The organism is Luteibacter sp. GL_149 (genome assembly GCF_057834065.1).
The window spans coordinates 3,599,806-3,624,350 of the sequence record NZ_CM174395.1 but is presented as its reverse complement, the minus strand read 5'-3'; the positions used below and the strand labels follow the sequence as shown (position 1 = coordinate 3,624,350).

The 24,545-nt window shown below is 63.1% G+C and carries 24 protein-coding genes; 17 read left to right on the top strand and 7 right to left on the bottom strand.

Features of this window, described 5'->3' with window-relative positions; genetic code table 11:
- Positions 1 to 429 precede the first annotated feature (429 nt).
- Entirely contained in the window at positions 430 to 669 is a 240-nt protein-coding gene (locus AC3IR3_RS16040) for a hypothetical protein (protein ID WP_489193565.1), read from the bottom strand.
- Between the two features lie 169 nt (positions 670 to 838).
- Here AC3IR3_RS16040 and AC3IR3_RS16035 point away from each other — a divergent pair, with 169 nt between their 5' ends.
- A complete protein-coding gene (locus AC3IR3_RS16035) occupies positions 839 to 1,129 on the top strand; it encodes a hypothetical protein (protein ID WP_489193563.1) in 291 nt (96 codons plus the stop codon).
- Between the two features lie 4 nt (positions 1,130 to 1,133).
- Here the strand turns inward: AC3IR3_RS16035 and AC3IR3_RS16030 are convergent, their stop codons facing one another.
- Positions 1,134 to 1,502, bottom strand: a complete 369-nt coding sequence (locus AC3IR3_RS16030) for a response regulator (RefSeq protein WP_165973580.1) — start codon at positions 1,500 to 1,502, stop codon at positions 1,134 to 1,136.
- 168 nt (positions 1,503 to 1,670) lie between these two features.
- Between AC3IR3_RS16030 and AC3IR3_RS16025 the strand changes: the two genes are divergently transcribed.
- The 4 genes from AC3IR3_RS16025 (at position 1,671) to AC3IR3_RS16010 (ending at position 5,567) form a co-directional block, all read left to right on the top strand.
- The gene (locus AC3IR3_RS16025) at positions 1,671 to 3,008 is read left to right on the top strand and encodes a two-component system sensor histidine kinase NtrB (RefSeq protein ID WP_489193561.1); all 1,338 of its coding nucleotides are present in this window, start codon (positions 1,671 to 1,673) and stop codon (positions 3,006 to 3,008) included.
- A gap of 129 nt (positions 3,009 to 3,137) precedes the next feature.
- Positions 3,138 to 3,992: a flagellar motor stator protein MotA gene (motA, locus tag AC3IR3_RS16020; protein WP_489193559.1), complete on the top strand. Its 855-nt coding sequence runs from the start codon at positions 3,138 to 3,140 to the stop codon at positions 3,990 to 3,992.
- 9 nt (positions 3,993 to 4,001) lie between these two features.
- Positions 4,002 to 5,033, top strand: a complete 1,032-nt coding sequence (motB, locus tag AC3IR3_RS16015; protein WP_489193557.1) for a flagellar motor protein MotB — start codon at positions 4,002 to 4,004, stop codon at positions 5,031 to 5,033.
- Positions 5,034 to 5,324: 291 nt separating this feature from the next.
- Positions 5,325 to 5,567: a hypothetical protein gene (locus AC3IR3_RS16010; RefSeq protein ID WP_489193556.1), complete on the top strand. Its 243-nt coding sequence runs from the start codon at positions 5,325 to 5,327 to the stop codon at positions 5,565 to 5,567.
- Here the strand turns inward: AC3IR3_RS16010 and murU are convergent.
- Both murU and AC3IR3_RS16000 read right to left on the bottom strand, forming a co-directional pair.
- Positions 5,564 to 6,241 (bottom strand): N-acetylmuramate alpha-1-phosphate uridylyltransferase MurU, encoded by a 678-nt coding sequence (murU, locus tag AC3IR3_RS16005; RefSeq protein WP_489193554.1) that lies wholly within the window; start codon positions 6,239 to 6,241, stop codon positions 5,564 to 5,566. The genes AC3IR3_RS16010 and murU overlap by 4 nt on opposite strands.
- Positions 6,238 to 7,251 (bottom strand): aminoglycoside phosphotransferase family protein, encoded by a 1,014-nt coding sequence (locus AC3IR3_RS16000; protein WP_489193552.1) that lies wholly within the window; start codon positions 7,249 to 7,251, stop codon positions 6,238 to 6,240. The genes murU and AC3IR3_RS16000 overlap by 4 nt, the downstream gene beginning before the upstream one ends.
- Before the next feature lie 262 nt (positions 7,252 to 7,513).
- On the opposite strand from AC3IR3_RS16000, the gene AC3IR3_RS15995 reads away from it, so the two are divergent.
- The 4 genes from AC3IR3_RS15995 to AC3IR3_RS15980 all read left to right on the top strand — a co-directional run bounded on the left by AC3IR3_RS15995 (position 7,514) and on the right by AC3IR3_RS15980 (position 11,312).
- The gene (locus AC3IR3_RS15995) at positions 7,514 to 9,091 is read left to right on the top strand and encodes a flavin monoamine oxidase family protein (RefSeq protein WP_489196947.1); all 1,578 of its coding nucleotides are present in this window, start codon (positions 7,514 to 7,516) and stop codon (positions 9,089 to 9,091) included.
- Positions 9,088 to 9,486, top strand: coding sequence for a c-type cytochrome (locus tag AC3IR3_RS15990; RefSeq protein ID WP_489193550.1), 399 nt, complete (start codon positions 9,088 to 9,090; stop codon positions 9,484 to 9,486). The genes AC3IR3_RS15995 and AC3IR3_RS15990 overlap by 4 nt, the downstream gene beginning before the upstream one ends.
- On the top strand, positions 9,483 to 9,971 hold the full coding sequence (locus tag AC3IR3_RS15985) for a RidA family protein (RefSeq protein WP_489193548.1): 489 nt from the start codon (positions 9,483 to 9,485) through the stop codon (positions 9,969 to 9,971). Before AC3IR3_RS15990 ends, AC3IR3_RS15985 begins: the two co-directional genes overlap by 4 nt.
- Positions 9,972 to 10,034: 63 nt before the next feature.
- Complete coding sequence (locus AC3IR3_RS15980) at positions 10,035 to 11,312, top strand: nucleotide sugar dehydrogenase (RefSeq protein ID WP_489193546.1); 1,278 nt, start codon at positions 10,035 to 10,037, stop codon at positions 11,310 to 11,312.
- A 784-nt stretch (positions 11,313 to 12,096) separates the two neighbouring features.
- Here AC3IR3_RS15980 and AC3IR3_RS15975 read toward each other — a convergent pair.
- On the bottom strand, positions 12,097 to 15,111 hold the full coding sequence (locus tag AC3IR3_RS15975) for a TonB-dependent receptor (RefSeq protein WP_489193544.1): 3,015 nt from the start codon (positions 15,109 to 15,111) through the stop codon (positions 12,097 to 12,099).
- A gap of 328 nt (positions 15,112 to 15,439) precedes the next feature.
- On the opposite strand from AC3IR3_RS15975, the gene AC3IR3_RS15970 reads away from it, so the two are divergent.
- Positions 15,440 to 16,063, top strand: a complete 624-nt coding sequence (locus AC3IR3_RS15970) for a glutathione S-transferase family protein (protein ID WP_489193542.1) — start codon at positions 15,440 to 15,442, stop codon at positions 16,061 to 16,063.
- Positions 16,064 to 16,246: 183 nt separating this feature from the next.
- On the opposite strand, the gene AC3IR3_RS15965 is transcribed toward AC3IR3_RS15970, so the two are convergent.
- Positions 16,247 to 17,578, bottom strand: a complete 1,332-nt coding sequence (locus AC3IR3_RS15965; RefSeq protein WP_489193540.1) for an ammonium transporter — start codon at positions 17,576 to 17,578, stop codon at positions 16,247 to 16,249.
- Entirely contained in the window at positions 17,568 to 17,906 is a 339-nt protein-coding gene (locus AC3IR3_RS15960) for a P-II family nitrogen regulator (RefSeq protein WP_132144347.1), read from the bottom strand. Before AC3IR3_RS15960 ends, AC3IR3_RS15965 begins: the two co-directional genes overlap by 11 nt.
- A 247-nt stretch (positions 17,907 to 18,153) precedes the next feature.
- Here AC3IR3_RS15960 and AC3IR3_RS15955 point away from each other — a divergent pair, with 247 nt between their 5' ends.
- From AC3IR3_RS15955 to AC3IR3_RS15925, 7 genes are read left to right on the top strand one after another with little or no spacing between them, the layout of a single operon-like run.
- Entirely contained in the window at positions 18,154 to 18,597 is a 444-nt protein-coding gene (locus AC3IR3_RS15955) for an SUF system Fe-S cluster assembly regulator (protein ID WP_132144349.1), read from the top strand.
- Between the two features lie 26 nt (positions 18,598 to 18,623).
- Positions 18,624 to 20,084 carry a Fe-S cluster assembly protein SufB gene (sufB, locus tag AC3IR3_RS15950; protein WP_489196946.1) on the top strand — a complete coding sequence of 487 codons (1,461 nt, stop codon included), beginning with the start codon at positions 18,624 to 18,626 and terminating at the stop codon, positions 20,082 to 20,084.
- Between the two features lie 50 nt (positions 20,085 to 20,134).
- The gene (sufC, locus tag AC3IR3_RS15945; RefSeq protein WP_489196945.1) at positions 20,135 to 20,920 is read left to right on the top strand and encodes a Fe-S cluster assembly ATPase SufC; all 786 of its coding nucleotides are present in this window, start codon (positions 20,135 to 20,137) and stop codon (positions 20,918 to 20,920) included.
- Positions 20,917 to 22,254: a Fe-S cluster assembly protein SufD gene (gene sufD / locus AC3IR3_RS15940; protein ID WP_489193537.1), complete on the top strand. Its 1,338-nt coding sequence runs from the start codon at positions 20,917 to 20,919 to the stop codon at positions 22,252 to 22,254. Before sufC ends, sufD begins: the two co-directional genes overlap by 4 nt.
- A gap of 25 nt (positions 22,255 to 22,279) precedes the next feature.
- A complete protein-coding gene (locus AC3IR3_RS15935) occupies positions 22,280 to 23,527 on the top strand; it encodes an aminotransferase class V-fold PLP-dependent enzyme (RefSeq protein ID WP_489193535.1) in 1,248 nt (415 codons plus the stop codon).
- A gap of 32 nt (positions 23,528 to 23,559) precedes the next feature.
- The gene (locus AC3IR3_RS15930; RefSeq protein ID WP_489193533.1) at positions 23,560 to 24,120 is read left to right on the top strand and encodes a GNAT family N-acetyltransferase; all 561 of its coding nucleotides are present in this window, start codon (positions 23,560 to 23,562) and stop codon (positions 24,118 to 24,120) included.
- A complete protein-coding gene (locus tag AC3IR3_RS15925) occupies positions 24,117 to 24,431 on the top strand; it encodes a non-heme iron oxygenase ferredoxin subunit (RefSeq protein ID WP_132144357.1) in 315 nt (104 codons plus the stop codon). The genes AC3IR3_RS15930 and AC3IR3_RS15925 overlap by 4 nt, the downstream gene beginning before the upstream one ends.
- The last annotated feature ends 114 nt before the right edge of the window (positions 24,432 to 24,545 follow it).

The following is a 24,545-nucleotide window of genomic DNA, read 5'->3' as shown; positions in this document are numbered from 1 at the left end:
CAGGACCCGTGATGGCGGCGTCCGGTTCGGTCTGTCACGTGCTCGGCTCGTGCTCTGTCCTCAGCAAACCGCAGTCGCTGGTGCCGTGGCCGGGTTGGTCCTTGGGGCCGCCTTAGCCGAGGGCCGCGATGACTCGTCGGAGCGAAAGCGGCACTACGGCCCGCTCCCGCAGGGACGGCGCCGAAGGCCCCAAGGGCCAACCCGGTCGCGGCCTCGCAAACGCACAAGTGTAAGGCGGCTGTCCTCGTCCGAAGCTCGACAAGACACGTCGAGCCGGCCCGCTAATGCGTGAAGAGCCTTTTTATTGTTCTTGTGTAGCTCGCAAACGGGCTACACAGGTAGGCATCATGCCCCCACACTCCTGTGACCTGCGCGCGATGTCCTCGGTCCATACGCAACGGGAGGCACCGCAAGCGACCGGCCCGCTTCTCAGAACTCTTCGTCGTCCCGGCTCGCGCCTTCGGCGTCGTCACGCAGCGTAACGACGACATAGGCGGCACCGATCAGCGAGGCGCAGAGCCACGCATAGGCGATCTGAAGAGGCATTGGCGGTACGGCGGCAGCGACTTTGGGTGCGAAAGCCAGGCCGCTCGTGCCGACAATGGCAAGGAATGCGGCGACCGTCCAGACCAGCCTCCTGGACGGCACGTACGTGGTGGAAGTGTTCATCGACTGAGCCCCTGTGCTCGATTTCGTGACGCCGTGCAGACAAATGTGACGTCGACGCTTGTAGGAAATACCCTACAAAAGAGATCCCAGCAAGTGCCCAAACTCTGAACGGCAGGGGTGACCGCGCGCTAAACTAGCGGCTCACATCCTCCCCGTGCTGGAAAGAACCATGGCAGAACGCGCCTTCCCGAACTTTGTGATGCGATCTGGCGCCAGCAAGGACGGTTCCCGCTATACGGCGTATCTGTCGGTTCATCCCAATGGCTCGGGCTTCCCGCAGTACTTCACGGTGTACGATAACCGGAGTTTCCGCGAACTCGGCGTTGCTGAAGCGGCGGCCGAGAAGGCGCTCGGACTGGTCCTGGATGTCGAGGAAGACGGCACGCCGGTCTTCGCCGAAGGGGAGACCGGGTTCGACGACGACCGGCCGGGCGAAGAAGAAACCGACGAGCGCGACTAGGCGCTCAGCTGTGCAGCGCCGCTTCCACGGCCTGGAGAAGCTGGCGGCGGTCGTAAGGCTTGGGCAGGAACGACGTGCGGATACCGATACGGTGCTCTACGCCGCCCACGTCGCCGGACACGACCAGCACCGGAATGCTCAGTCCCAGGCGGCGTAGTTCGTTCAGCATTTCTATGCCGTCCATATCGCCGGGCATATTCACATCCGTAAAGACGAGGCCGATATCCGGATGTTCGCGGACAGCCGAAAGCGCATCGGTGGCATTCGACGCCGTGAGTACGTGGTAGCCCGCCAGTTCGAGCATGAAGCCCGTGATATCCAGCACGTTCCGGTCGTCCTCGACGATGAGTACCGTGGCTTCGTCTGACTGCATAGGGATCTCATTGCGAGGCGTCGGCCGGGAATGTGTCCCACTTCGCGTCGGTAAACCGTGACGCCTTCAGTACAACGGTAGAAGCCGCCTGGCGACAGCCGGACTTGACACTCCGCCGACGCTGCGTCTCCATACGGGTCGACACACAAAAAAAGCGAGCATTCCTTCGTGGCGAACAGTACCGACGGCAGATACCGGGAGTACGTGGAAGCTTCCGCCGATTGCATAAAGGAACTCGATCCGGATGGTGTCATCCGTTTCATCGGCGGCCGGGGTGCCGCGGTGCTCGGGTTCGACAATCCGGCGGACGCACTGGGCGTGTCATGGCTCGATCTGTGGCCGGCGGACGCCCGCGAGATGGTGGGGCGCTCCCTTGCCACGGCGCGGTCGGGCACCCGCGTGACGTTCGCCTGTACACGGCCGTCGCCCGTTGGCGCGCAGCGCTGGTGGGATGTATCCGTGACGCCGGCGCTGGCCGACGACGGCTCGTTCGATCATTTCATCGTCATCAGCCGCGACATCACCGACCGGGTGCAACTCCAGGTCGCGCTGGAGTCGATCAACGAACGGCTGCAGGACAAATTGAACGAGACTGTGGCCAGCTCGGTCTCCGCCACCAGCCGTTACGGAACGTTGCTGGAGCGCCTGGCGGCCGAGCATGACGCGCTCGAGGCGGCGGAGCGACGGCTCGCCCAGGTCAGTACCGAGCTGAACATGGCGACGACAGCTCGCCGGCTCGCCGAGGAAAGCGCCCGGCAAGCGCACAGGCAACAGGCGATCGGGCAACTGGTCGGAGGCATCGCCCACGACTTCAACAACATGCTGCAGACCGTCATCGTCAGTCTGAGCGGACTGGAAGAAGACATCGAATTGCTGGCTCCCCAGCATCGCAAGATGCTCCGCTACGCCGTCGAGGGTTCCCGGCATGCGACGGCGCTGACACGTCGCCTTCTTGCTTTCGCAAGGACGCATCCAGCACATCCGGAACCGCTTGATCTGGTGCACGTCGTCAACGAGTTCGGCGATTTCGCGCGGCATGGCATGGGCGGGCGTATTGGATTGGTTGTCGAAACGGCCGAGGAGAGGCTCCCCGCGTATCTGGACCGCCACGCCCTTGAGCAGGCGCTCATGAATCTGTGCCTGAACGCTCGCGATGCGATGACTGCCGGCGGTACGGTGCGTATCGAGCTGTTCGCTCGGGAGCTGGTGGCGATGCCGGACGTTTCGTTGCGCGACCGGGGAACGGGTCGCTACGTCGCCATCGCCGTGAGCGACAGCGGCGAGGGGATGAGCGAAGCGGTACGCCAGCGTCTTTTCGAGCCGTATTTCACGACGAGAGCCGGCGGCAGCGGCCTCGGCCTGGCCGAGGTGTACGGCAGCGTCGCCCAGGCGGGCGGTTTCATCGAGGTGGAAAGCGAAGCCGGACGCGGCACCAGGATTCAACTGGTCTTCCCGCGTTACTTCGGCGTCGTGGAGCCGATGAGCGATGCCGTGCGGAAAGTGTGACGAAAGTCGCTCAACTCATGGAGATCGCTGCCGATAAGACCTCAGAGATGCTCTGAATACGTTTACGCGGGCCTTGTTGCCTGTCACTCATTGCCGTTCAGAGCGTCCCTGGCTGAGAGGAATGTTTTCATGTTGGTCATTATCGGTTCCATTATTGTCCTCGTCAGCGTACTGGGCGGTTACGTACTTTCACACGGCACCATCGGCGCACTATGGCAACCCTACGAACTGCTGATCATCTTCGGCGGCGCGCTGGGTGCGTTCATCAGCGCCAATTCGATGGACATCGTGAAGGGCTCGCTGCGCGACATCGCCGCTCTTTTCAAAGGGCCGAGGTACCGCAAACAGGACTATGTCGATCTGTTGTCGCTGCTTTACGACATCTTCGTGAAGATGCGTAAGGAGGGACAGCTGGCGATGGAAGAGCATATCGAGAACCCGGCAACCAGTTCGCTGTTCTCGGCCTATCCGCGCCTGGTCGCCGAACACCATCTGGTCGACTTCATCACGGACTGCCTGCGTCTGATCGTCGGCGGCAGCATGGATCCGCACGAGCTCGAACAGCTACTCGACATCGAACTGGAAACCCATCACCACGAAGCGGTCGCGCCCGCGCACGCCATCCAGAAAATGGCCGACGCGCTACCCGGTTTCGGTATCGTCGCGGCGGTTCTCGGCATCGTCATCACGATGAAGTCCATCGACGGCGATGCCGTCGTTATCGGCGAGCACATCGCTGGCGCCCTGGTGGGCACGTTCCTGGGCATCCTTCTTTGCTACGGCTTCGTCGGACCGCTCTCCGCCGCAATGGAAGCACGGGTGTCGGAAGATGGCAAAGCGTTCGAATGCGTGAAGGTCGGTCTCCTTGCCTCGCTGCGCGGTTACAACCCGATGGTTGCGATCGAGTTTGCCCGCAAGTCGCTGACGTCGAGGACGCGCCCGAACTTCCAGGACATGGAAGCGCACCTGAAAGCCGCCCGTTAAGCCGTCGCCATGTCCGAACTGAAACAGGTCATCATCGTCCGGAGACGAAAGAACCGCGGCAGCGGCCATCACGGCGGTGCGTGGAAAGTCGCCTATGCCGACTTCGTCACCGCGATGATGGCATTCTTCCTGGTGATGTGGCTCGTCGGCGCCGGCACGAAACAGCAGCGCGCGGCGATCTCCGAATACTTCAGGAATCCCAGCATGACGCAGGGACAGTCGACCATGGCGCCCTCGGGCAGAACGGGTCCCGGTGGCGCGAGCACCAGCATGATCAAGCTGGGTGGGGCGATGAACCTGCCCACCGGTCCGGGCAAGGAATCGGCGTTTGCTCCGCCTAGTGCCGAAGAAGCCGAGAAGCTGGCGAAAGAAAAGGAAAAGAAGCGCCTCGAACAGCTGATGAAGGATCTCAATGAAGCGATCGCCAAAAGTCAGGCGATGGCGCCGTTCAGGGATCAGCTGTTGCTCGACATCACATCCGAGGGGTTACGCATCCAGATCGTCGATAAGCAGAACCGCCCCATGTTCGATATGGGCAGCGGTGCGTTGAAATCCTATACCGTCCAGATTCTGCACGAGCTGGCTGGGTTCGTGAATCAGGTGCCCAACCAGATCAGCATCTCCGGCCATACGGACAGCGCACCCTATGTCCGCGCGGACAGCCAGTACGGCAACTGGGAACTGTCCGCCGATCGCGCCAACGCCGCACGACGTACGTTGACCGATGGCGGCATGCAGGCGTCCAAGGTGGCGCGTGTCGTGGGTCTCGCGGCATCGGTTCCGTTCGACAAGAACGATCCCGCGGCCGCCATCAATCGCCGTATCAGCATCGTCGTCATGACCGAGGAGGCGGCCAGGGCCGCCTTGTCGTCGGAACTGGTGTCGGGGCCCAGGGCGCTGCCCATCGTACCGGTCCTTCACCCGTCCGAACCCGGGCACGCCGGTGCGGGCGTGCCAGCGGCACCGGCGTCGCATGCGGCCGAGGTGTCGACCCGGGAATCGGCTGCTCCGCCTCCGGCGCCGCCTCGGGCACCGATCTGAACGACGTACGTCAGGCGATCTGAACAGATACGCGATACGAGGGGCGTCGTGACGATGTCTCCATCCGGATATCGCTGGGTTTCTTGCCAGCGATAAACGTTTGGACGTCCAATTGGCGTTGCGGTGGATCGAGCCGGCACACTGCTGGCGGCAGGTCGTGCCGGAAGCTCGATTTGATGTGCAACCTCCGTAACTTAGCACGGCATGGCGTGCTGAATCCCCCGTGGAGACCGGCGCTTGCGCTCGGCTCCCGTGGGGCGCAGGATGGGGCAACAGGGGAAGGAGAAACTAGTGAATAGCAACAGTAGTAGTCACAGTAAACTTCGTGTTGTCGCCAAGGCCATGAAGCAGGACGACGATACCGGTCAATCGGTCTATCGTTCCAGCTATCGTATTCTCGATGCGCAGGGCGAAGAGATCGAAACCAGAACGGGCACCCATGCTTACAGCGATATTACCAGTGCTTACAATGAAGCCTTCGCGCTCGGACACGAGCGGCTGAAGCTGCTTGGCGCCGAAGATGCGGTAGTTTAGTCGCGAAGCCGCGCATCGAGTTCGTCCCGTTGTGCGGGCGTGCCGATGTTTCGCCAGAATCCGTCGTAGCGTTCGCCACGAAGCGTCCTTTCTTGCATGGCGCGGCGATACATCGGTAACAGTTTGAACCGCCCCGGTTCCTGACCGCTGACGATCTCGCGTCGATACACACCGATATTGCCGAATGTCAGCCGTTCGGCGGCGGTCGGCGCATCGTCTTCATAAAGACGTCCATCCGCGAGCGCGAAGTCCCCATTCGCATGCCAGTCGGGATTGGGAACCATGACGAGATGAGCTACGCCATCCGGCTCGACCGGCAGCGATGCGTAGTCGAAATCGCTGTAGATATCGGCACTGACAACAATGAACGGTTCGGGGCCGAGCAGCGGCAACGCGTTGAGGATGCCTCCCCCCGTTTCGAGCGGTTGCGGTCCTTCGTAGGCGTACCGGATACGCATGCCCCAGCGCGAACCGTCGCCCAGCGCAGCGGGAAACCGATCGGCAAGATGCGATGTGTTGATGACGACGTAACGCACGTCGGCGGCCGCGAGCTTTTCCAGATGCCAAACAATAAGCGGCTTGCCGCCGACCTCGAGCAGGGGTTTGGGCGTGTGCGTCGTAAGAGGGCGCATGCGCTCGCCGAGCCCGGCGGCCAGGATCAGGGCATGTCTCATGCTTCGAGCGGCCGGCGGATGTCGCGGCTGGCTGCTTTGCGTTGGATCAGATCGGCGAAGTCTGCCAGTTCGTGATGGCGCCGCGCGACGTCCAGTATATAGGCGAGTACGCGGGGCAGATCGTCGAGATAGCCGGGCTTGCCGTCGCGATACCAGAGGCGGCAAAAGAGGCCGAGTACCTTGATATGCCGCTGCAATCCGGCCAGGTCGAACCAGCGCCGGAAGCGGTCGCTGTCGATGTCTTCGCCGATGATATGCGTGTGGAGCAGGCGCAGGCGGTAGCCTTCCACCCAACCTTCCACGCGCTCGTTGTCCCACGCTATGTAGCAGTCGCGCAGGAGCGATGCGAGATCGTAAGTAACCGGCCCCACCATGGCGCCCTGGAAATCGATGATGCCCGGGTTATGCGGCGGGCAGATCAGCAGGTTGCGGCTGTGGTAGTCGCGATGCATGAAGGTGCGCGGCTGTTCCGCAATGCCATGCATGATCGTGTCGAATGCGGCTTCGACGACGTCCCACTCGTCGCACGATATGGGCAGACCGAGGTGCTTTTCGATGAACCATGTCGGCATGATTTCGAGTTCCATGGTCTGCCATGCGCGGTCGAACGCAGGGAGGTCATGGGTGTCGACATGCGTCTGCATGTGGACCAGGGCATCGAGCGCGTCGGCGTAAAGCGCGTCGACCGACGAGGTGTTCAGCTCTGGCAGGTACGTGCGCGTGCCCAGGTCTTCGATAAGCAGGAAGCCTTGCGTCGCATCGACGGCCTCGATAGCCGGAACGTGCAGGCCGGCAGCGGCGAGCCTGCCGCCGATGTCGATCCACGGCGTGGGATTTTCCTGCGCGGGCGGCGAATCCATGACGATGATGGTGCGACCTTCGAGGTCGCCTCGCCAGTAGCTGCGGAAGCTGGCGTCGGCGGAGGCGGATACCAGCGCGAGGCCGGGACGGCCGGTGGCGGCACGGGCCCAGGCGAGGCGGGCGGCGGAACGGTCGGTGGATGTGGGCATGGGGAGAATGATAGCGAAGCGGGGGATGGGGGATGGGGGATGGGAAGTGGGGGCGCGTTTCCGGCGATCGTTCGAGGGCACTGGTATCGCCCGGCAGACGTAGCGTTCGCCGGGCGATTGTCGTTCCCTCTGGCGTTCGCCGGAAACGCGCCCCCACTTCCCATCCCCCATCCCCGCTTTCCCCCGTTGTCGCCATCCGTTTCTTGTGCTTTGCTTCAGGCGGAGGGGAGAGACCATGCCAGATAACGCCAGTTCGTTACCCATGACCCGCAGGCAGCTCCTGAGGATGATCGGCGTCGCCGGGAGTGGGGCGCTGATGTATCAGGCGATGTCGGGGCTGGGTTTCGCCGCCGAGTCGACGTACCGGCGGCCGCCGCCGCTGACCGGCTCGGGCAACGGTGCATCCGTACTGATCCTTGGCGCGGGCCTTGCCGGGCTGGTCGCGGCGTACGAACTTCGCAAGGCCGGTTATAAAGTTCAGGTGCTCGAATACAACCAGCGCGCGGGCGGGCGGAACTGGACGCTGCGCGGCGGCGATACGTATACGGAACTCGGTGGCCATACCCAGACCTGCCAGTTCGACCAGGGGCAGTACTTCAATCCCGGGCCGTGGCGCATTCCCTATCACCACTACGGTGTGCTCGATTACTGCCGTCAGCTGGGCGTCGCGCTGGAGCCGTTCGTCCAGGTCAACCACAACGCCTATTTCCACGGTCGCGACGTCTACGGCGGCAAGCCGCAGCGACTGCGCGAGGTCAAGGCCGACTTTCAGGGTGGCATCAGCGAACTGCTGGCCAAGGCCTCGTCGAAAGGACGGCTCGACGACCTGGTAACGAAAGAGGATCGCGAGATTCTGCTCGAGGCACTACGCCAGTGGGGCGGCCTCAACAAGGACTTCGCTTACGCATCCGGCATCGAGAGCAGCGAGCATCGCGGCTATACCCGCGACGCGGGTGGCGGAGCGCTTGGCAAACCCGAATTCTCGAAGCCGGCGAATCTGCACGACGTGCTCAACGCACGGTTGTGGAGCAACATCGCTGCCAGCGATCAGTACGAATACCAGACGACGATGATGCAGCCGGTCGGTGGGATGGATGCGATCGCCCGCGCCTTTACCCGCGAAGTCGGCAGCCTTATCCGCTACGGCGCGAAGGTGACCGACATCGCGCAGGACGGGCAGGGCGTCACCGTCACCTGGGAAGACACGAAAGCGTCAGGCACGAAGCAGCAGTCGAAAGCGGACTGGTGCCTGTGCACCATACCGCTGTCGATCCTGAGTCAGATTCCCATCCAGGTAGGCAGCGCGATGTCGGCCGCGATCGGCGCCGTGCCCTATATGTCCTCGTCGAAGGTCGGGCTTCAGTTCAGCCGGCGATTCTGGGAAGAGGACGATGCCATCTATGGCGGCGTGTCGTTCAGCGACCTGCCGATCGGCATGCTGTCCTATCCCAGTCACGGCTTCGGCACGAAGAAAGGCGTCTTGCTGGGCTCGTATACGTTCTTCACGGAAGCATTCGAATTCACGGCGCTCGATCCGGCCGAACGGATACGCAAGGCCCTCGAATACGGACGGCAGATCCATCCGCAGTACGACAAGACGTTCGAGAACGGCATGGCTGTCGCCTGGCATCGCTCGCCTTTCACGCTAGGCTGTTTCGGCTGGTGGACCGACGAGAAGCGCGAGAAGCATTACGCCGATCTGTGCGCCGTCGATGGCAGGATCGCGCTGGCCGGCGAGCATGCATCGTATCTTCCCGCATGGCAGGAAGGCGCGATTCTTTCGTCGCTGAGCGCCATCGACCAGTTGCATCGACGCGCACTCGCGGGAGGCCACGCATGATGCGCTTGCCGATCTTCGTAGTGGCCCTTGCGGTTGCGGGTATGGCGCATGCCGGACACGACGATGCTTTCATCGACCGGAAAGACGCTGCGACGGCAGATGGTCGGACGATCTTTACCCACCTGTGCCAGGCCTGCCACATGGCCGACGGCAAGGGCGCGACAGGTGCGGGAGCCTATCCCGCGCTCGCCGGCAATCCGAAGCTGCTGGCGCCTCTGTATCCCGCCGCGATGGTCATGAACGGTCGTGGCGCGATGCCCGGGTTCGGCCAGATGTTCAGCGACGAACAGATCGCAAGCGTGGTGAACTACGTACGCACCCATCTCGGCAACCACTATCCCGATACCTTAAGCGCCGCCGATGTCAAAGCGCTTCGCCCACCGGAGAAACCATGAAAAATCTCGCGATGCTCCTGTCCGCCCTCGTTCTTTCGACCTCCGCGTTCGGCGCGGATGTCGTCAGGCACAAGATCCCGAACAGCACGTTTCCCATTTCCGCGGCGGTCGAAATACCGGCCGGAAAGACCCTGGTTTTCCTGAGCGGTGTCGTACCTCCCGTGGCCGATGCTTCCGCGGCGAAGGATTCCCTGGCGGCCTATGGCGATACGAAAACCCAGACAGTTGGCGTGCTGACGTCCATCGAGAAGCAGCTTAAGGGCATGGGCCTGGGCATGGGCGACGTGGTGAAGATGCAGGTCTTCCTGGCAGGCGATCCGGCCAAGGGCGGCAAGATGGATTTCGCGGGTTTCATGGCGGGCTATACGCAGTTCTTCGGCACGCCTGCACAGCCGAACCTGCCGTCGCGTTCCGCGATGCAGGTCGCGGCGCTGGCGAACCCGGCCTTCCTGGTGGAAATCGAGGTTACGGCGGTCCGCCCCTGACGACCAGTTCCTGATCGGCGGTCCGACCATGTACGCTTCCTTTCTTTTAAGCTCGGTTGCGACATGGTCTCTACCTCGGATCCGCGGATCGGCATCATCGGCCTCGGCTACGTCGGACTGCCTCTGGCGGTCGAATTCGGCAGGCATTACGACACGCTAGGTTTCGACATCAACCCGGCGCGCATCGCGGAGCTTCGCTCGGGCCGCGATCACACCATGGAAGTGCCGGCGGACGCGCTGACCGACGCGGCGCGTCTGCGTTACACCGAATCGGTACACGACCTGCGCGATCGCAATGTCTATATCGTGACCGTGCCCACGCCCATCGACGAGGCACAGCGCCCCGACCTGGAACCGCTGGAACGTGCGTGCCGCATGCTCGGCGAGTTGCTGACACCAGGCGATCTGGTCGTTTTCGAGTCCACGGTTTATCCGGGTACCACCGAAGAAGTCTGCGTGCCGATTCTCGAGGCAGGCTCCAGTCTTAAGTTCAACGTCGACTTCCATTGCGGATACAGCCCGGAACGGATCAATCCCGGCGATCACGCGCGTCGCGTCGTGGACATCCGCAAGCTCACGTCGGGCTCCACGCCGGAGGCCGCCGAGCGCGTCGATGCGCTCTATCGCACGATCATCCGCGCGGGCACGCACAAGACCTCGTCGGTGCGTGTCGCGGAGGCCGCCAAGGTCATCGAGAACGTGCAGCGCGACGTAAATATCGCGCTGGTGAACGAGCTTGCGCTGATCTTCAACCGGCTGGGCATCGACACGGAAGAAGTGCTGGAAGCCGCGGGTACGAAGTGGAATTTCCTGCCGTTCCGTCCGGGTCTGGTGGGCGGTCATTGCATCGGCGTGGACCCTTACTACCTCACACACAAGGCGGAGGTCACGGGCTACCACCCCGAACTGATCCTCGCCGCGCGGCGTATCAATAGCCGCATGGGAACCTATGTCGCCGACCGTGTCATCCGGTTGATGAGCGAGCGCCGTCTGCATATCGTCGATGCGCGCGTGCTGGTGCTGGGGCTGGCGTTCAAGGAAAACTGCCCGGACCTGCGCAATACGCGTGTCGTGGATATCACGCGCGAGCTACAGCACTCCATGGCCAGCGTCGATGTCTACGATCCCTGGGTCGATGCCGACGAAGCCGAACGCGAATACGGCCTGCGTCCTATCGTGCGGATCGAGGAAGGCGTCTATGACGCGGTCATCATTGCCGTGGCGCACTCGCAGTTCCGCGACTTCGGCGCGGAACGCATCCGCGCGTTCGCGAAGCCGGGCGGTGTGGTTTACGACGTGAAGTCGGTACTTCCGCAGAATGCGGTAGACGGGCGCCTCTGACTCATACGTGCGTAGAGGGGTTCTTCACGCATGGTCGGGGAGGGCTCGGCTTTGCCATCGCTTTTTGCTTTCGGGCGCTTCGCGAAGAGCCGTCGGCCACCGCCCTCGACGCTCCGTCTCCACCGTCGCTCGGGTAAAGAGAGCCGCTGCGCGGCTGGTGTTCTATGGCTGCGCCCCGTCGCGCCCGCGCGGCGGGCGGGGGTTTTCGATTCGGCTCCTGCCTCAGCGAAAACGGCGGACCGTCCTGGTCCGCCCCCTTCGGGCCTTTTCCGCCCGCCGCGCTCGGTTCCGCAAGTCGCGTCGAGGGCGGTGGCCGACGGCTCTTCCGGATGTTGCGGTCGCGTGGGGGAAAGCCGCGCGTGACGCAGGACCGGTGGTGACCGCATCCGGTCCGATCACCTGCTCGGCTCGCACTCTTCCTTCAGCAAACCGCAGTCGACGATGCAGCGGCCGGGTTGGTCCTTGGGGCCGCCTTAGCCGAGGGCCGCGATGACTCGTCGGAGCGAAAGTGGCGCTACGGCCCGCTCCCGCAGGGACGGCGCCGAAGGCCCCAAGGGCCAACCCGGTCGCGGCTTCCACGACGCACGAGCGTGAGCCGACCACGTAGCTGGTAACACGAGCCGCCCAGCGGCTGTCCTCACCCGCAGAGCGGCAAGACGCGTGAGGTCGTCCCCGGCAATGCGTGAAGAACAAAAAAACCCGGCCTGGGGGCCGGGTCCGAGATATCTCGAAGAAGTCAGCAACGCCGTGCGGGAGGGAGGTCCCGCACGGCGCTTTGTCACAGTTACAGGTCGTAGCGAACCGCGAAGCGGAAGTAACGCGGCGTGCTGTAGGACACCGGACGCAGGTACGTGGTGACCGGGACACCGGCGCTGTTCTCGCCGACTTCGATCACGCTGGTCTTGCGCTGCTGGGTGAACACGTTGAACACGTCGACGTTGAACGCCAGCTTGTGGTCCGCGAACGCCGGACGGTATTCCGCACCGAGGTTAAGCTGCTCGGTCCACGGCAGACGGCCACGGCTGCCGCGCGGCGAAACCTTGCCGTCGCAGTAGAAGTAGGCGGCGCCGTACTTGACCGGGTCGCCCGGGGCCACGCCGAGGCAGTTGACCGGACGACCGGAAGCTACCGTGAGATTGGCGCTGAACAGCCACTCGGGGTTGTACTGGTAGTAGCCATATGCCTTCAGCTGGTGCTTGCGGTCGTTCGGCAGCGAGCCGTTCGAGCCGACCATCAGTTCCGGTGCATCCCAGTCCTGCGTGACTGACGGGTCGCGCTGACCGATGTCGGACTTCAGCATGCCTTCGGAGTTGCCGTAGCTGTGCGACCAGACGTAGTCGACCTTGCCGTACCACTGCTGGTTGAACTGGTGTTCGGCGTACAGGTTCAGCGCGACGTACTTACGCTTCAGCTCCGGGAAGCCGATGCCGTTGTTGGTGAAGTCTTCCTTGGTGAGCGTGACGTCGCGGAATGAGCCCTTGCCGTCCATGTTCACCTGGAAGGTGTTCGCCTTGCCCGGGTTGAACAAATAACAGCCCGATACGACGGCCTTGCTCATGTCGACGCCGTTGCGCTTGCCCCAGTTCGTGAACGGACGCGAATCGCAGAAGTCGTCGATCGAGCTCTTCAGCTTGCGGTACGTGCCCTTGGCGCCGACCGTCCAGTTGTTGTCGAACATCTTGTCGAAGCCCAGGATGTACTCGTCCTGGTAATAGGCGCCCATGCCCTTGGCCGCGATGGTGCGCGAATCGGGGTTGGTGCCGTCGTGGCCGTTCGACGGATATTCCTTGCCGTTCGGCTTAAAGCCGATGGGAATGCCCGTGACCGGATCGATGCTGTCGAACGTGCCGAACTGGCGCAGATAGTACGAGCCCGAAGCGGCGCGCACGGCGACGTTCGACGGAATGGCCAGGTGGTACCGGCCGGCATTGCCGTAGATCTTCAGCGTCGAATCGCCGAAGACGTCCCAGCTCACGCCGAGACGCGGAGCCAGCTGATGACGCTGCTTGACGTACACGTCGCCTGCGCCGTTCAAGTTCTTGAACTGCTCGTTACGCAGACCGACGTAAGCCAGCCAGCGATCCGTGACCTGCCAGTGGTCTTCGATGAACTGCGCTTCCTGCACGGTTTCGACGTTCGATGCCGCGTAGTAGTACACGCGCTGCACGTAGCGGGTCGTGCCGGTCGGGAACTGCACGTCCGGGTAACCGTTAACCTTGCCGTTAGCTGGTGCATTGCCGTAGGTCCAGTAGTACGAACCACCGTTGCCGCGCCCGGATTCCGGACCTTCGTACGAGTTGCCAGCGAAGGACTGCAGTGTCTGGTTGTCGAGACCTGCACGGATGTCGTGGTCACCGATACGGTATTCCGCATCGAGGCGCCAGCCGTGGGTTTTGTCTTTCGCACCCGGGGCCAGCAGCTGGCCGACGAGGTAGCAGCTCGGCGGGAACACGGCCTTGCCTGCGACGGTGAAGCTGCCGCTGATCAGCGGGCAGCTGCCGCCGACGCTGTTGGTCGTCTGCACGTGTTCCGTGGTGCTGCGGCCGTACAGCGCGTTGATCGTCAGGTTGTCCGTGATGTAACCGGTGTACTTGCCGATGTAAACATCACCGCCCGGCGTCGCACCGGCCGTGCCGTAGTTCTTCGTGTAAGCCGAACCACGATAGGCGCCGCGCGTGCCGGTGGTGTAGTCGTACGCGTAGATCTGATCGGTATTGGTCGTCTTGTCGCTGAAGCCGGTGAGCTCGAGCAGGTGGCTGTCCGTGATGTTCCAGTCGACCTTGGCAAGGTAACGCGACGTCTTCGTGCTGAAGTCGGTATGCGTCGGAGCGGCGGTCGACGCGATGGTCATGCCCTCCTGCTTGATGAAGTCGCCGGTCAGGTAGAAGAACAGCTTGTCCTTGATCAGCGGGCCGCTGACGTATGCGGAGTACTCGGTGTTCCAGCTCTTATTGCGGGAACGGTCCTGATACAGCTGACCATTGGCGAGGTAGATGTCGCGCGGGGAATCGCGCAGGCCGGTCGGCGTGTAGACGATCTGGCCGCCTGCCTTGAACGTGTTGCCGCCGCGCTTGGTGATCATGTTGACCACGCCGCCGGTGGAACGGCCGTATTCGGCGCCGTAACCGCCGGTGTAGATCTGCTGCTGGTCGATCGCGTCGTAGGGCAGGCTGGTGAGGCCCAGGCCGGTCAGCGCGTTGGTGACGGCGTAACCGTTGACGTAGTACTGGTTTTCAGCGGCCGAAGCGCCACCGAACGAAGCGACGTTGCCGTAACGCGAGTCGCCGCCAACGGCACCCGGAGCCAGCAGCGCGGCGGACGTGACGTCGCGCGCGATGGGCAGCTTCTGCAGCTGTTCGGAGGTCAGCACCGTGCGCGAGTCGACCGACGACACGTCGATGGCCGGCAGCACGTTGCCCGTGACCTGCACGCCTTCCAGCGTCTGGGCGCCGGCGGCTTCGGAAACGAACGAGACGTCCGTGCCCGTGCCGAGCTGGACGGCGACATCTTCGCGCGTCTGCACGACGGTGCCATTGCGCATGACCGATACGTCGTAACGGCCGACCGGCAGCGACGAAGCGCGGTAGCGACCGTCGGCATCGACCGTGATGTCACGGCTGAAGCCCGTGTCCTTGTTCTGCAGGTGGACGACCGTGCCGGCGTCGGCCGCGGTACGTCCGAATACAACGCCCGAGGCGTTGGACTGCGCGTGCGCGACGCCGCCGATCGACAGACCGAGTGCGAGTGCAAGCGCGGTAGGCCGCAAAAAGCCGGTGCGGCCGTGGATGGATCTGATCATGCAAAGAGCCCCTGTCAGGCCCCGCGAACGGGGCCCATCTTTTTATGGATTGAAGTGCGATCGCTTGTGGTAACGACCGCGATAGACAGCGTTCGCGTAGTCCTGGCCGGTGACTCCCCTGTGGCCAGAACCTGGGTATCGCAAAAAGCTGCGGGCGTAGGTTTATACGGACATTTCACTGTTGTCAAATTTTCGTGAAATGTCGATGACAATAGTGTCCTAGTAGGGTTTTTGCCGGATTTGCTTACTTGACAGCAGACATGGAACGGGCGCAGCTATTTGCGATTCCAAGGTCGTAGACTCGACGTTTCCCCACCGGAGAACCTCCATGGATACGAAGTCGCGCGTCACGTTTTTCTATTGTCCGCAGACGCGGGCCGGTGGAACGATGATCCTGCTGGAGGAACTGGGGGCCGACTACGATCTGCATCAGCTGAACATGCGCGCGGGCGAGCAGCGCGGTGCGGAATACCTGGCGGTCAATCCCATGGGCAAGGTGCCGGCGATCGTCCACGACGGCGCGCTGGTGACGGAGCAGGTCGCGGTTTTCCTGTATCTGGCCGACCTGTATCCGGAGGCTGGTCTTGCCCCCGCGATCGGCGATCCGCTGCGTGGGCCGTATCTGCGCTGGATGGTTTTTTATGCCAGCTGCTTCGAGCCAGCCGTGGTGGACAAGTCGCAGGGTTACGGTCCCACGCCGCCGTCGATGTGTCCGTACGGCGACTACGACACGATGCTGTCCACGTTGATGGGGCAGCTTGAAAAAGGCCAGTACATCCTCGGCGAGCGTTTCTCGGCGGCGGACATACTCTGGGGTAATGCCCTGACCTGGATCACCGCGTTCAAGCTGGTGGAGGCGACGCCGTTGGTGCAGGCGTACATCGATCGCGTGAATTCGCGTCCGGCGGTCGTGCGGGCACGGGCTCGCGATGAGGCGCTGGCAGCGGCCTGAGACACGCGGAGCTCGCTTGCGAGCTTGTGCCAAGCAAAAGATCAATGACGGTGCGAAAGCCAATAGGGCGAGGAAGCCTGATGCTCACATCCGCCAGCCCGATATCCTGGCTGCGGATGTCGCCCACGGCATCGCCGCTTCGTTGGCTTTCGCTCGCAAGCGAGCTCCTACAAAAAAACAGGTTTACGACAGGTTGTAACCGCGCTCTTCGTGCAGCGCGATATCCAGGCCGACCTGTTCCTGCTCTTCGTCGACACGCAGACCCATCGTCAACGCAATGCCCTTGAAGATGGCGTACGACAGCACCGCGCTCCACACGACGGTGAATGCCACCCCCTTGAACTGAATCCACAACTGCAGGCCGAGGTCGGTGACGTTGCCGAAACCGCCGAGCGTGGCCGAGGCCAGCGGTCCCGTCAGCAAGGCGCCGACGATGCCGGCGATGGCATGCACGCCGAAGACGTCCAGCGAATCGTCGTAACCGAAATAACGTTTGAGTCGCGTGGCGCAGAAGAAGCTCACGATGCCCGACACCAGTCCGAGAACCAGCGCGCCACCCGGGCCGGCTGTGCCCGCCGCGGGCGTAATGGCGACGAGGCCGGCGACCGCACCCGATGCGATACCGAGCACGCTGGGGCGGCGATGGGTCAGCCATTCGACGGCCGTCCAGCCGATGGCGGCGGCGGCCGTCGCGATCTGCGTCACCAGCATCGCCATGCCGGCGCTACCGTTCGCCGCCACGGCGGAACCCGCGTTGAAGCCGAACCAGCCCAGCCAGAGCATGCTCGCGCCGACCAGGGTGTAACCGAGGTTGTGCGGTGGCATCGGTGTCGTCGGATAACCGCGACGCTTGCCGATCACCAGACAGCCAACGAGGCCCGCGATACCCGCGTTGATATGGACGACGGTACCGCCCGCGAAGTCCAGTACGCCAAGGTCGCCGAGGAACGATCCCTTGCCGCCCCACACCATGTGCGCAATGGGCAGATACACAATCGTGAACCACAGCGCCGTAAAGACCAGCAGTGCCGAAAACTTCATGCGTTCGGCGATGGCGCCGACGATCAGCGCGGGTGTGATGATCGCGAACGTCATCTGGAACATGACGAACACCGCTTCGGGCACGGTGTTGTAGAGGCTGTTGGGCGTCAGCCCTGCGAGCATCGCATGGCCAAAACCTCCGACGAACGAATGGATGTTGGTGCTGCCTTCCACCATGCCGGTGGTGTCGAAGGCGATGCTGTAGCCGTAGACGATCCACAGTACGGTCACCAACGCCGTGATGGCGAAACATTGCATCAGGACCGAGAGCAGGTTCTTCGCACGGACCATGCCGCCGTAGAAAAGCGCCAGGCCCGGAATGGTCATCAGCAGCACGAGCATGGTGGACGTCAGCATCCATGCGGTATCGCCGCTGTCGAGTTTGGGTGTCGTCGTCTGCGCGAAGGCCGTCAGCGGCAGGCAGGCGAGGGCGGCGGCAGGCGCCCGGAGCATACGTCGGAATTCAGAGCGCATCGGCGTCGATCTCCTGGGTGCGGATACGGATAGCCTGTTCAAGGTCGATGACGAAGATTTTCCCGTCGCCGATCTTGCCCGTGCGCGCGGCGGTCGTGATGGCCTCGATGGCGCGTTCCAGTTGCTCGTCGGATACGGCGATTTCGATCTTCAGCTTTGGCAGGAAGTCGACGACGTATTCGGCGCCGCGGTAAAGCTCGGTATGTCCGTGCTGGCGCCCGAAGCCCTTGACCTCGGTCACCGTCATGCCTTGCACCCCCACCTCGGCCAATGCCTCGCGGACATCGTCCAGCGTGAATGGCTTGATGATCGCGTTGATCCACTTCATGCGACTCGCTCCCCGGTTGATAACCCTGAGTGCACTCAGCAGATTGCGTGCCAGCGATTTTCAAATCGCTAAATCAAGTCATTACAGTGGGTTGCATGGTTAGACGTCGGAGTAGCGATCCGACCTGCCTCCATATCGCGCACGTCTATGGGGCATGTTGCCCGCTTATGGTGCAGTGCAACCGGATTGCGTTGGGACGCCACAATCTGTACCATTTTGGTCCTGTATCCACACCCGACCTTTCCCGATGCTCCGTGTCAGCCGACTGACCGATTACGCGACCGTGGTGATGACCGTCATCGCCGCGCACCCTGCCGACGTGCTCAGCACGGCGCAGATCGCGGATGGCGCCCGTCTGGAACTGCCCACGGTCAGCAAGCTCCTGAAGCTGCTGGGGCATGCGGGTCTGGTGGAATCGTTTCGTGGCGTCAACGGTGGCTACCGGCTTGCCCGTGCGCCCGAGGCGATCAGCCTTGCCGATATCGTCGAGGCGATGGAAGGACCGATCGGCATGACCGAGTGCAGCGCGGCGCAGGGCCAGTGCGAGCGCGAGTCGCAATGCGGCGTGCGCGGTAGCTGGCAGCAGGTCAGCGGTGCCGTCGACGGTGTGCTGCGCGCCATGACCCTGGCACAGATGCTTGCCGGCGCCCCGCAGGCGACGGCAAAACACGCGGCGACCGCCGCGGGATAAGCAAACGCATGAACGAGAGCGAAAACATGACACGCGAAGTGGCAGCGCCCGTGCGCGACAACGCCGAAGTCGAAGCGGCCCTCAACCGGCGCTACGAGGCGGGTTTCGTCACGGATATCGAATCGACGAGCCTTCCGCCCGGACTCAGCGAAGACATCGTCCGCCAGCTTTCCGCGATCAAGCAGGAGCCGGAGTGGATGACCGAATGGCGTCTTGCCGCCTACCGTCACTGGTTGACCATGCAGGAGCCGGACTGGGCGAAGCTCGAGATCGCACCCATCGACTATCAGTCCGTCAGTTATTACTCGGCACCGAAGGCCGGGCTGAAATCGCTGGACGAAGTCGACCCGAAATTGCTGGAAACCTACGAAAAGCTCGGCGTGCCCTTGCACGAACGCGCGAAGCTCGCGGGCGTGGCGGTCGACGCGGTGTTCGATTCGGTGTCCGTCGGCACCACCTTCCGTAAGGAACTGGCCGAAGCGGGTGTGATTTTCTGCTCGATGTCCGAAGCCATCCGCGAGCACGGCGACCTGGTCCGCCAGTACCTGGGCAGCGTCGTGCCGACCGGCGACAACTATTTCGCGGCGCTGAACTCCGCGGTGTTCTCCGACGGCAGCTTCGTCTTCATTCCGAAGGGCGTGCGTTGCCCGATGGAGTTGTCGACCTATTTCCGCATCAATGCGATGAACACCGGACAGTTCGAGCGCACGCTGATCGTCGTCGAGGACGATGCATACGTATCCTATCTCGAAGGCTGCACCGCGCCGATGCGCGACGAGAACCAACTGCACGCGGCGGTGGTCGAGCTGGTCGCGCTGGAGCGTGCGCAGATCAAATACTCCACCGTGCAGAACTGGTATCCGGGCGACGAGAACGGCGTCGGCGGTATCTATAACTTCGTGACGAAGCGTGGCGATTGCCGCGGCGCGGATTCCAAGATTTCCTGGACGCAGGTGGAAACCGGTTCGGCCATCACCTGGAAGTATCCCAGCTGCGTGTTGCGCGGCGACCGGTCGGTGGGCGAGTTCTATTCGGTCGCGCTGACCCATCACCGTCAGCAGGCCGATACCGGTACGAAGATGATCCACATCGGCAAAGGCACGAAGTCGAAGATCGTGGCCAAGGGCATCAGCGCCGGCCGTGGACAGAACAGCTACCGCGGCCTGGTGAAGATCGAGAAGGGCGCCGACGGTGCGCGCAATTACACGCAGTGCGATTCGCTGCTGATCGGCAAGAAATGCGGGGCGCATACCTTCCCGTACATGGAAGTGAAGAACCCCACCGCCATCGTAGAACACGAGGCGACCACGTCGAAAATTTCCGACGACCAGCTCTTCTACTGCCTGTCCCGCGGTATCGGCGAGGAAGACGCGGTGTCGATGATCGTCGACGGTTTCTGCAAGCAGGTATTCCGCGAGCTGCCGATGGAATTCGCCGTCGAGGCGAAGAAGCTGCTCGAAGTATCGCTCGAAGGCGCCGTCGGCTGAGCCGGCGAAGCGACTGACGCACTCACGTTTTGATGGATAGCACCATGCACATGCTCAAAATTCACAATCTTCATGCCCGCGTCGAAGGCAAGGAAATCCTGAAAGGCCTTTCGCTTGAAGTGAAGCCCGGCGAGGTCCACGCGATCATGGGACCGAACGGTGCCGGCAAGTCGACGCTGGCCAACGTGTTGTCCGGTCGCGAAGGCTACGAGGTCACCGAGGGCAGCGTGCTGTTCAACGGTCGCGACCTGCTGGCGCTGGAGCCGGAAGAGCGTGCCGCCGAAGGCGTGTTCCTCGCTTTCCAGTATCCGGTCGAAATTCCCGGGGTGAACAACACCTATTTCCTGCGTGCGGCGCTCAACGCGCAGCGGAAGTATCGCGGCGAAGAAGAGCTGGATTCGATGCGCTTCCTGAAGCTGGTGCGCGAGAAGCTGAAGATCATGCAGATCTCCGACGAGCTGCTGCATCGCGCGGTCAACGAAGGCTTCTCCGGCGGCGAGAAGAAGCGGAACGAAATTTTCCAGATGGCCGTGCTCGAACCGAAGCTGGCCATCCTCGACGAAACCGATTCGGGCCTGGATATCGATGCTCTGAAACAGGTGGCCGAAGGCGTGAACGCGCTGCGTTCGCCGGATCGTTCGTTTGTCGTCGTCACGCATTACCAGCGGCTCCTCGATTACATCGAACCGGACTTCGTGCATGTGCTTGCGGGCGGCCGTATTGTGGAAAGCGGCGACAAGAGCCTGGCGCTTAAGCTGGAAGAACAGGGTTATGCATGGCTCGCGGATACCCATCCGGAGCTTGCGAAGGCGGAGCTCGCGGGAGACCGCGCATGACCGAAGTCCAGGCCAGCCGCACGCCGTTCGTGCAGGCGGTGCTGGATGCCGCGGGGGCTGATGCTTCCGAAGGTACGGGCATCGCCTGGCTCGACACGGCACGCCGCGAGAATCTCGATGCGTTCCTTGCCACCGGCTTACCGGAGGGAAGGAGCGAAGCGTGGAAATACACGTCGCTTCGCGCGCTGGCCCAGCGGGCGTTCGTGCCGGCCGACACCGACGCGGCACGCGCTGCGCACGTAGATGCCGCGGTATTCGCGTTGCCCGGCGTGGCCGGTCCGCGCATCGTCCTCGTCGACGGTGTATTCCGCGCGGATCTTTCCGCGCTCGACGCGTTGCCTTCCGGCCTTCGCGTAGAACCGCTTTCGGTGGCTTTGACGTCGGCGCCCGAACCGCTGCGTTTCGCCCTGGCGGCACGGCATCGCCGGGATGCCGCCGACGCGTTTTTGCATCTCAACGCGGCGCTGGCGCGCGATGGCGTGGTGGTGAACGTCGCTGAAGGCTGCGCGATCGAATCGCCTGTTCACGTGGTGTACGTCGCCACGCAGAATAACGTCGCGTGGCATGCGCGTGCGCTGGTCGAGGTGGGGCAGGGCGCCCATCTGAACGTCGTCGAGCACTACGTCGCAGTCGGCGATGCGAATGCGCTGGGCACGGTCGTTTCCGATGTCGTGCTGCGCGACGACGCCGTGCTCGAGTTCGTGCTGATACAGGATGCCTCGGCGGCCGCGACGCTCGTTCGTCGTAGCCATGTGCGCGTCGGCGCGCGTGCCGCGGCCACTGTCCACGCCGTAGAACTGGGTGGCGCGCTGGTGCGTCACGAACTGATGGCGGAGCTGGTTGGCGAAGGCGCGCGCTTCGATTCGCGCGGCGTCTTCGCGCTGAAGGCCCGTCAGCATATCGATACGCAGATGGACGTTCGCCATCAGGCCCGCGACACCACGTCCGATGCATTATGGCGTGGCGTGGCGGACGGTCGTTCGCGCGGCGTTTTCCGCGGGGCGATTGTCGTGGCCGAGGGAGCCGACGGTAGCGATGCCGCACTGAGCAACAAGAATCTGCTGCTTTCCGCACAAGCGGAAATCGATACCAAGCCCGAACTCGAAATTTACGCGGACGAGGTCAAGGCGGCACATGGCGCCACTATCGGCCAGCTCGACGAGCGTTCGATGTTCTATCTGCGCTCGCGCGGTATCCCGCAGGTCCAGGCGCGCAGCCTGCTGACGCTGGCCTTCTGTCGCGCGGCGCTCGGATCGCTGCCGAACGAAGCGCTTCGCGAGCACCTCGGTGCACTGCTGGTGGCGCACCTGCCGACCGGTCCCGCCGAAGCGTGACCTCCGGATCAATGACGGAATTGCTATGACTGCCAAGCCCGAATCCCATGCGCTACCGCTCGATGTCGAGCGCATCCGCGCCGACTTTCCGCTGCTGGCGCGCACCGTCCACGGGAAGCCGCTGATCTATTTCGACAACGCGAATACCAGTCAGAAGCCGGTATCGGTAATCGATGCTGTGGATAGGCATTACCGCGAACACAACGCCAATGTCGCCCGCGCCGTGCACCAGCTGGGCGAGGAAGCCACGGCGTCGTACGAAGGCGCGCGCGACAGTCTTGCGCGTTTCCTCAATGCGTCGTCGCGTAACGAAGTCATCCTTACCTCCGGCACGACGCAGTCGATCAATCTCGTCGCCTATAGCTGGGCGCTTCCGCGCCTGAAACCGGGCGACGCCATCCTGACGACTGTGATGGAGCACCACGCGAACATCGTGCCCTGGCAGATCGTGGCAGAGCGCACGGGTGCCGTGGTCAAGGCGGCTCCCATCGATGCGAACGGCGAACTCATCGTCGAGAAATTCGTGGAGATGCTGACACCGGACGTGAAGCTTGCCTGCGTCGCCCACGTGTCCAACGTACTCGGCACGGTCAATCCGGTGCGCGAACTGGCGCGCGAGTGCCGCAAGCGCGGCATCCCGTTGCTGGTGGACGGTTCGCAGGCGGCCCCGCATCGCCCGATCGATGTGCAGGCGCTTGGCTGCGATTTCTACGCGGTTACCGGTCACAAGATGCTGGCGCCGACGGGTACCGGTGCGTTGTGGGCGAAGCGCGAACACCTGGAGTCGATGCCGCCGTTCTTCGGTGGCGGCGAGATGATCCGCGAGGTGCGTTTCGACGGCACGGTGTTTGCCGATCCTCCGCATCGTTTCGAAGCGGGTACGCCGAACATCGCGGGGTTCGCCGGCATGACCGCCGCTATCGATTATCTGAACGGCATCGGCTTCGATCGGCTGGAGACTTACGAGCAGGGTCTGCTGGCCTATGCCACCGATGCGCTGGAGAGCGTGCCCGGCGTGCGTATCTTCGGCCGCGCGGCTGAAAAGGAGCCGGTCATTTCGTTCCTGATCGAAGGCGCGCATGCGAACGACATGGCGACATTGCTGGACCTGGAAGGCGTCGCCGTGCGCTCGGGTCACCATTGCGCGCATCCCCTGATGCAGTTCTTTGGCGTGCCGGCCACCCTGCGTGCCTCGCTTGCTTTCTACAACACCCGCGCGGAAGTGGATGGGTTCATCCGGGCGATAGAGAAAGTACGCAAGCTACTGCTCTGACAGAACGTCCCTGGCGGGGATATCATCTCCGCATGACGAACGCTCCTGCCTCGAAAACACTCTCCCCAGGGTTCCGTTACGCGACGCCGGCCGACGTGCCGGCGATCGTCGGACTTGTCGAATCCGCCTATCGGGGCGACGCCAGCCGGGCCGGCTGGACGACCGAGGCCGACCTGCTCGCCGGCAGGCGTACGGATGCCGAGGAAATAGGCCAGCTGCTGGCCGGTTCCGAAGGACGCTTCGTGCTTCTGGAAGAGGGCGGGGAGTTGCTCGCCTCCTGCTATATCGAGAAGAAAGGCGATGCCTGTTATTTCGGTATGTTCTCCGTGCGCCCGTTGCGACAGGGCGGCGGTATCGGCCGGCGCGTGGTCGCCGAGGTCGAGCGTCTCGCCCGGCAAGACTGGGCATGTTCGAGCGTCGAGATGGCCGTGATCGACGTGCGCGAGGAACTGATGGCCTGGTACGGCCGGCGCGGTTACGCGCGCACCGGGAGGTTCAGTCCGTTTCCCTATGGCGACGAGCGCTTCGGTATTCCCCTGCGCGACGATCTTCGTTTCGAGTACATGGTCAAGCCGTTGGGGGGTAAGGCATGAACGGTTGGGTCCGGGTCGGCACGCGCAGCGAGCTGCTTCCCGGGGAGCACCGCATTGTGTGGGACGGCGACACGGCGATCGCCGTCTACAACATCGACGGCGACCTTTATGCCATCGAGGACGTGTGTACCCACGACGGCGGCGAGCTGGCGGACGGACCGCTTATCGGCTTCGAGGTCGAATGCATCCGGCATGGCGCCCGGTTCGACGTGCGCACCGGCGCGGTAACCTGCCCGCCTGCCTACGAACCCGTGGCGACGTTCCCCGTGCGTGAAGACGAAGGCGCCATCTGGACCCAGGACAATCGCTGACCAACGGCACGTAGGCAGCTACCGGTCAAGGCCTTAGACTTGTCGGGGAACCAACATGCGAATGTGTTGTCTGAGGCGGCAATCGACGTGCGTCATGGGCATGTCTTTCGAAGT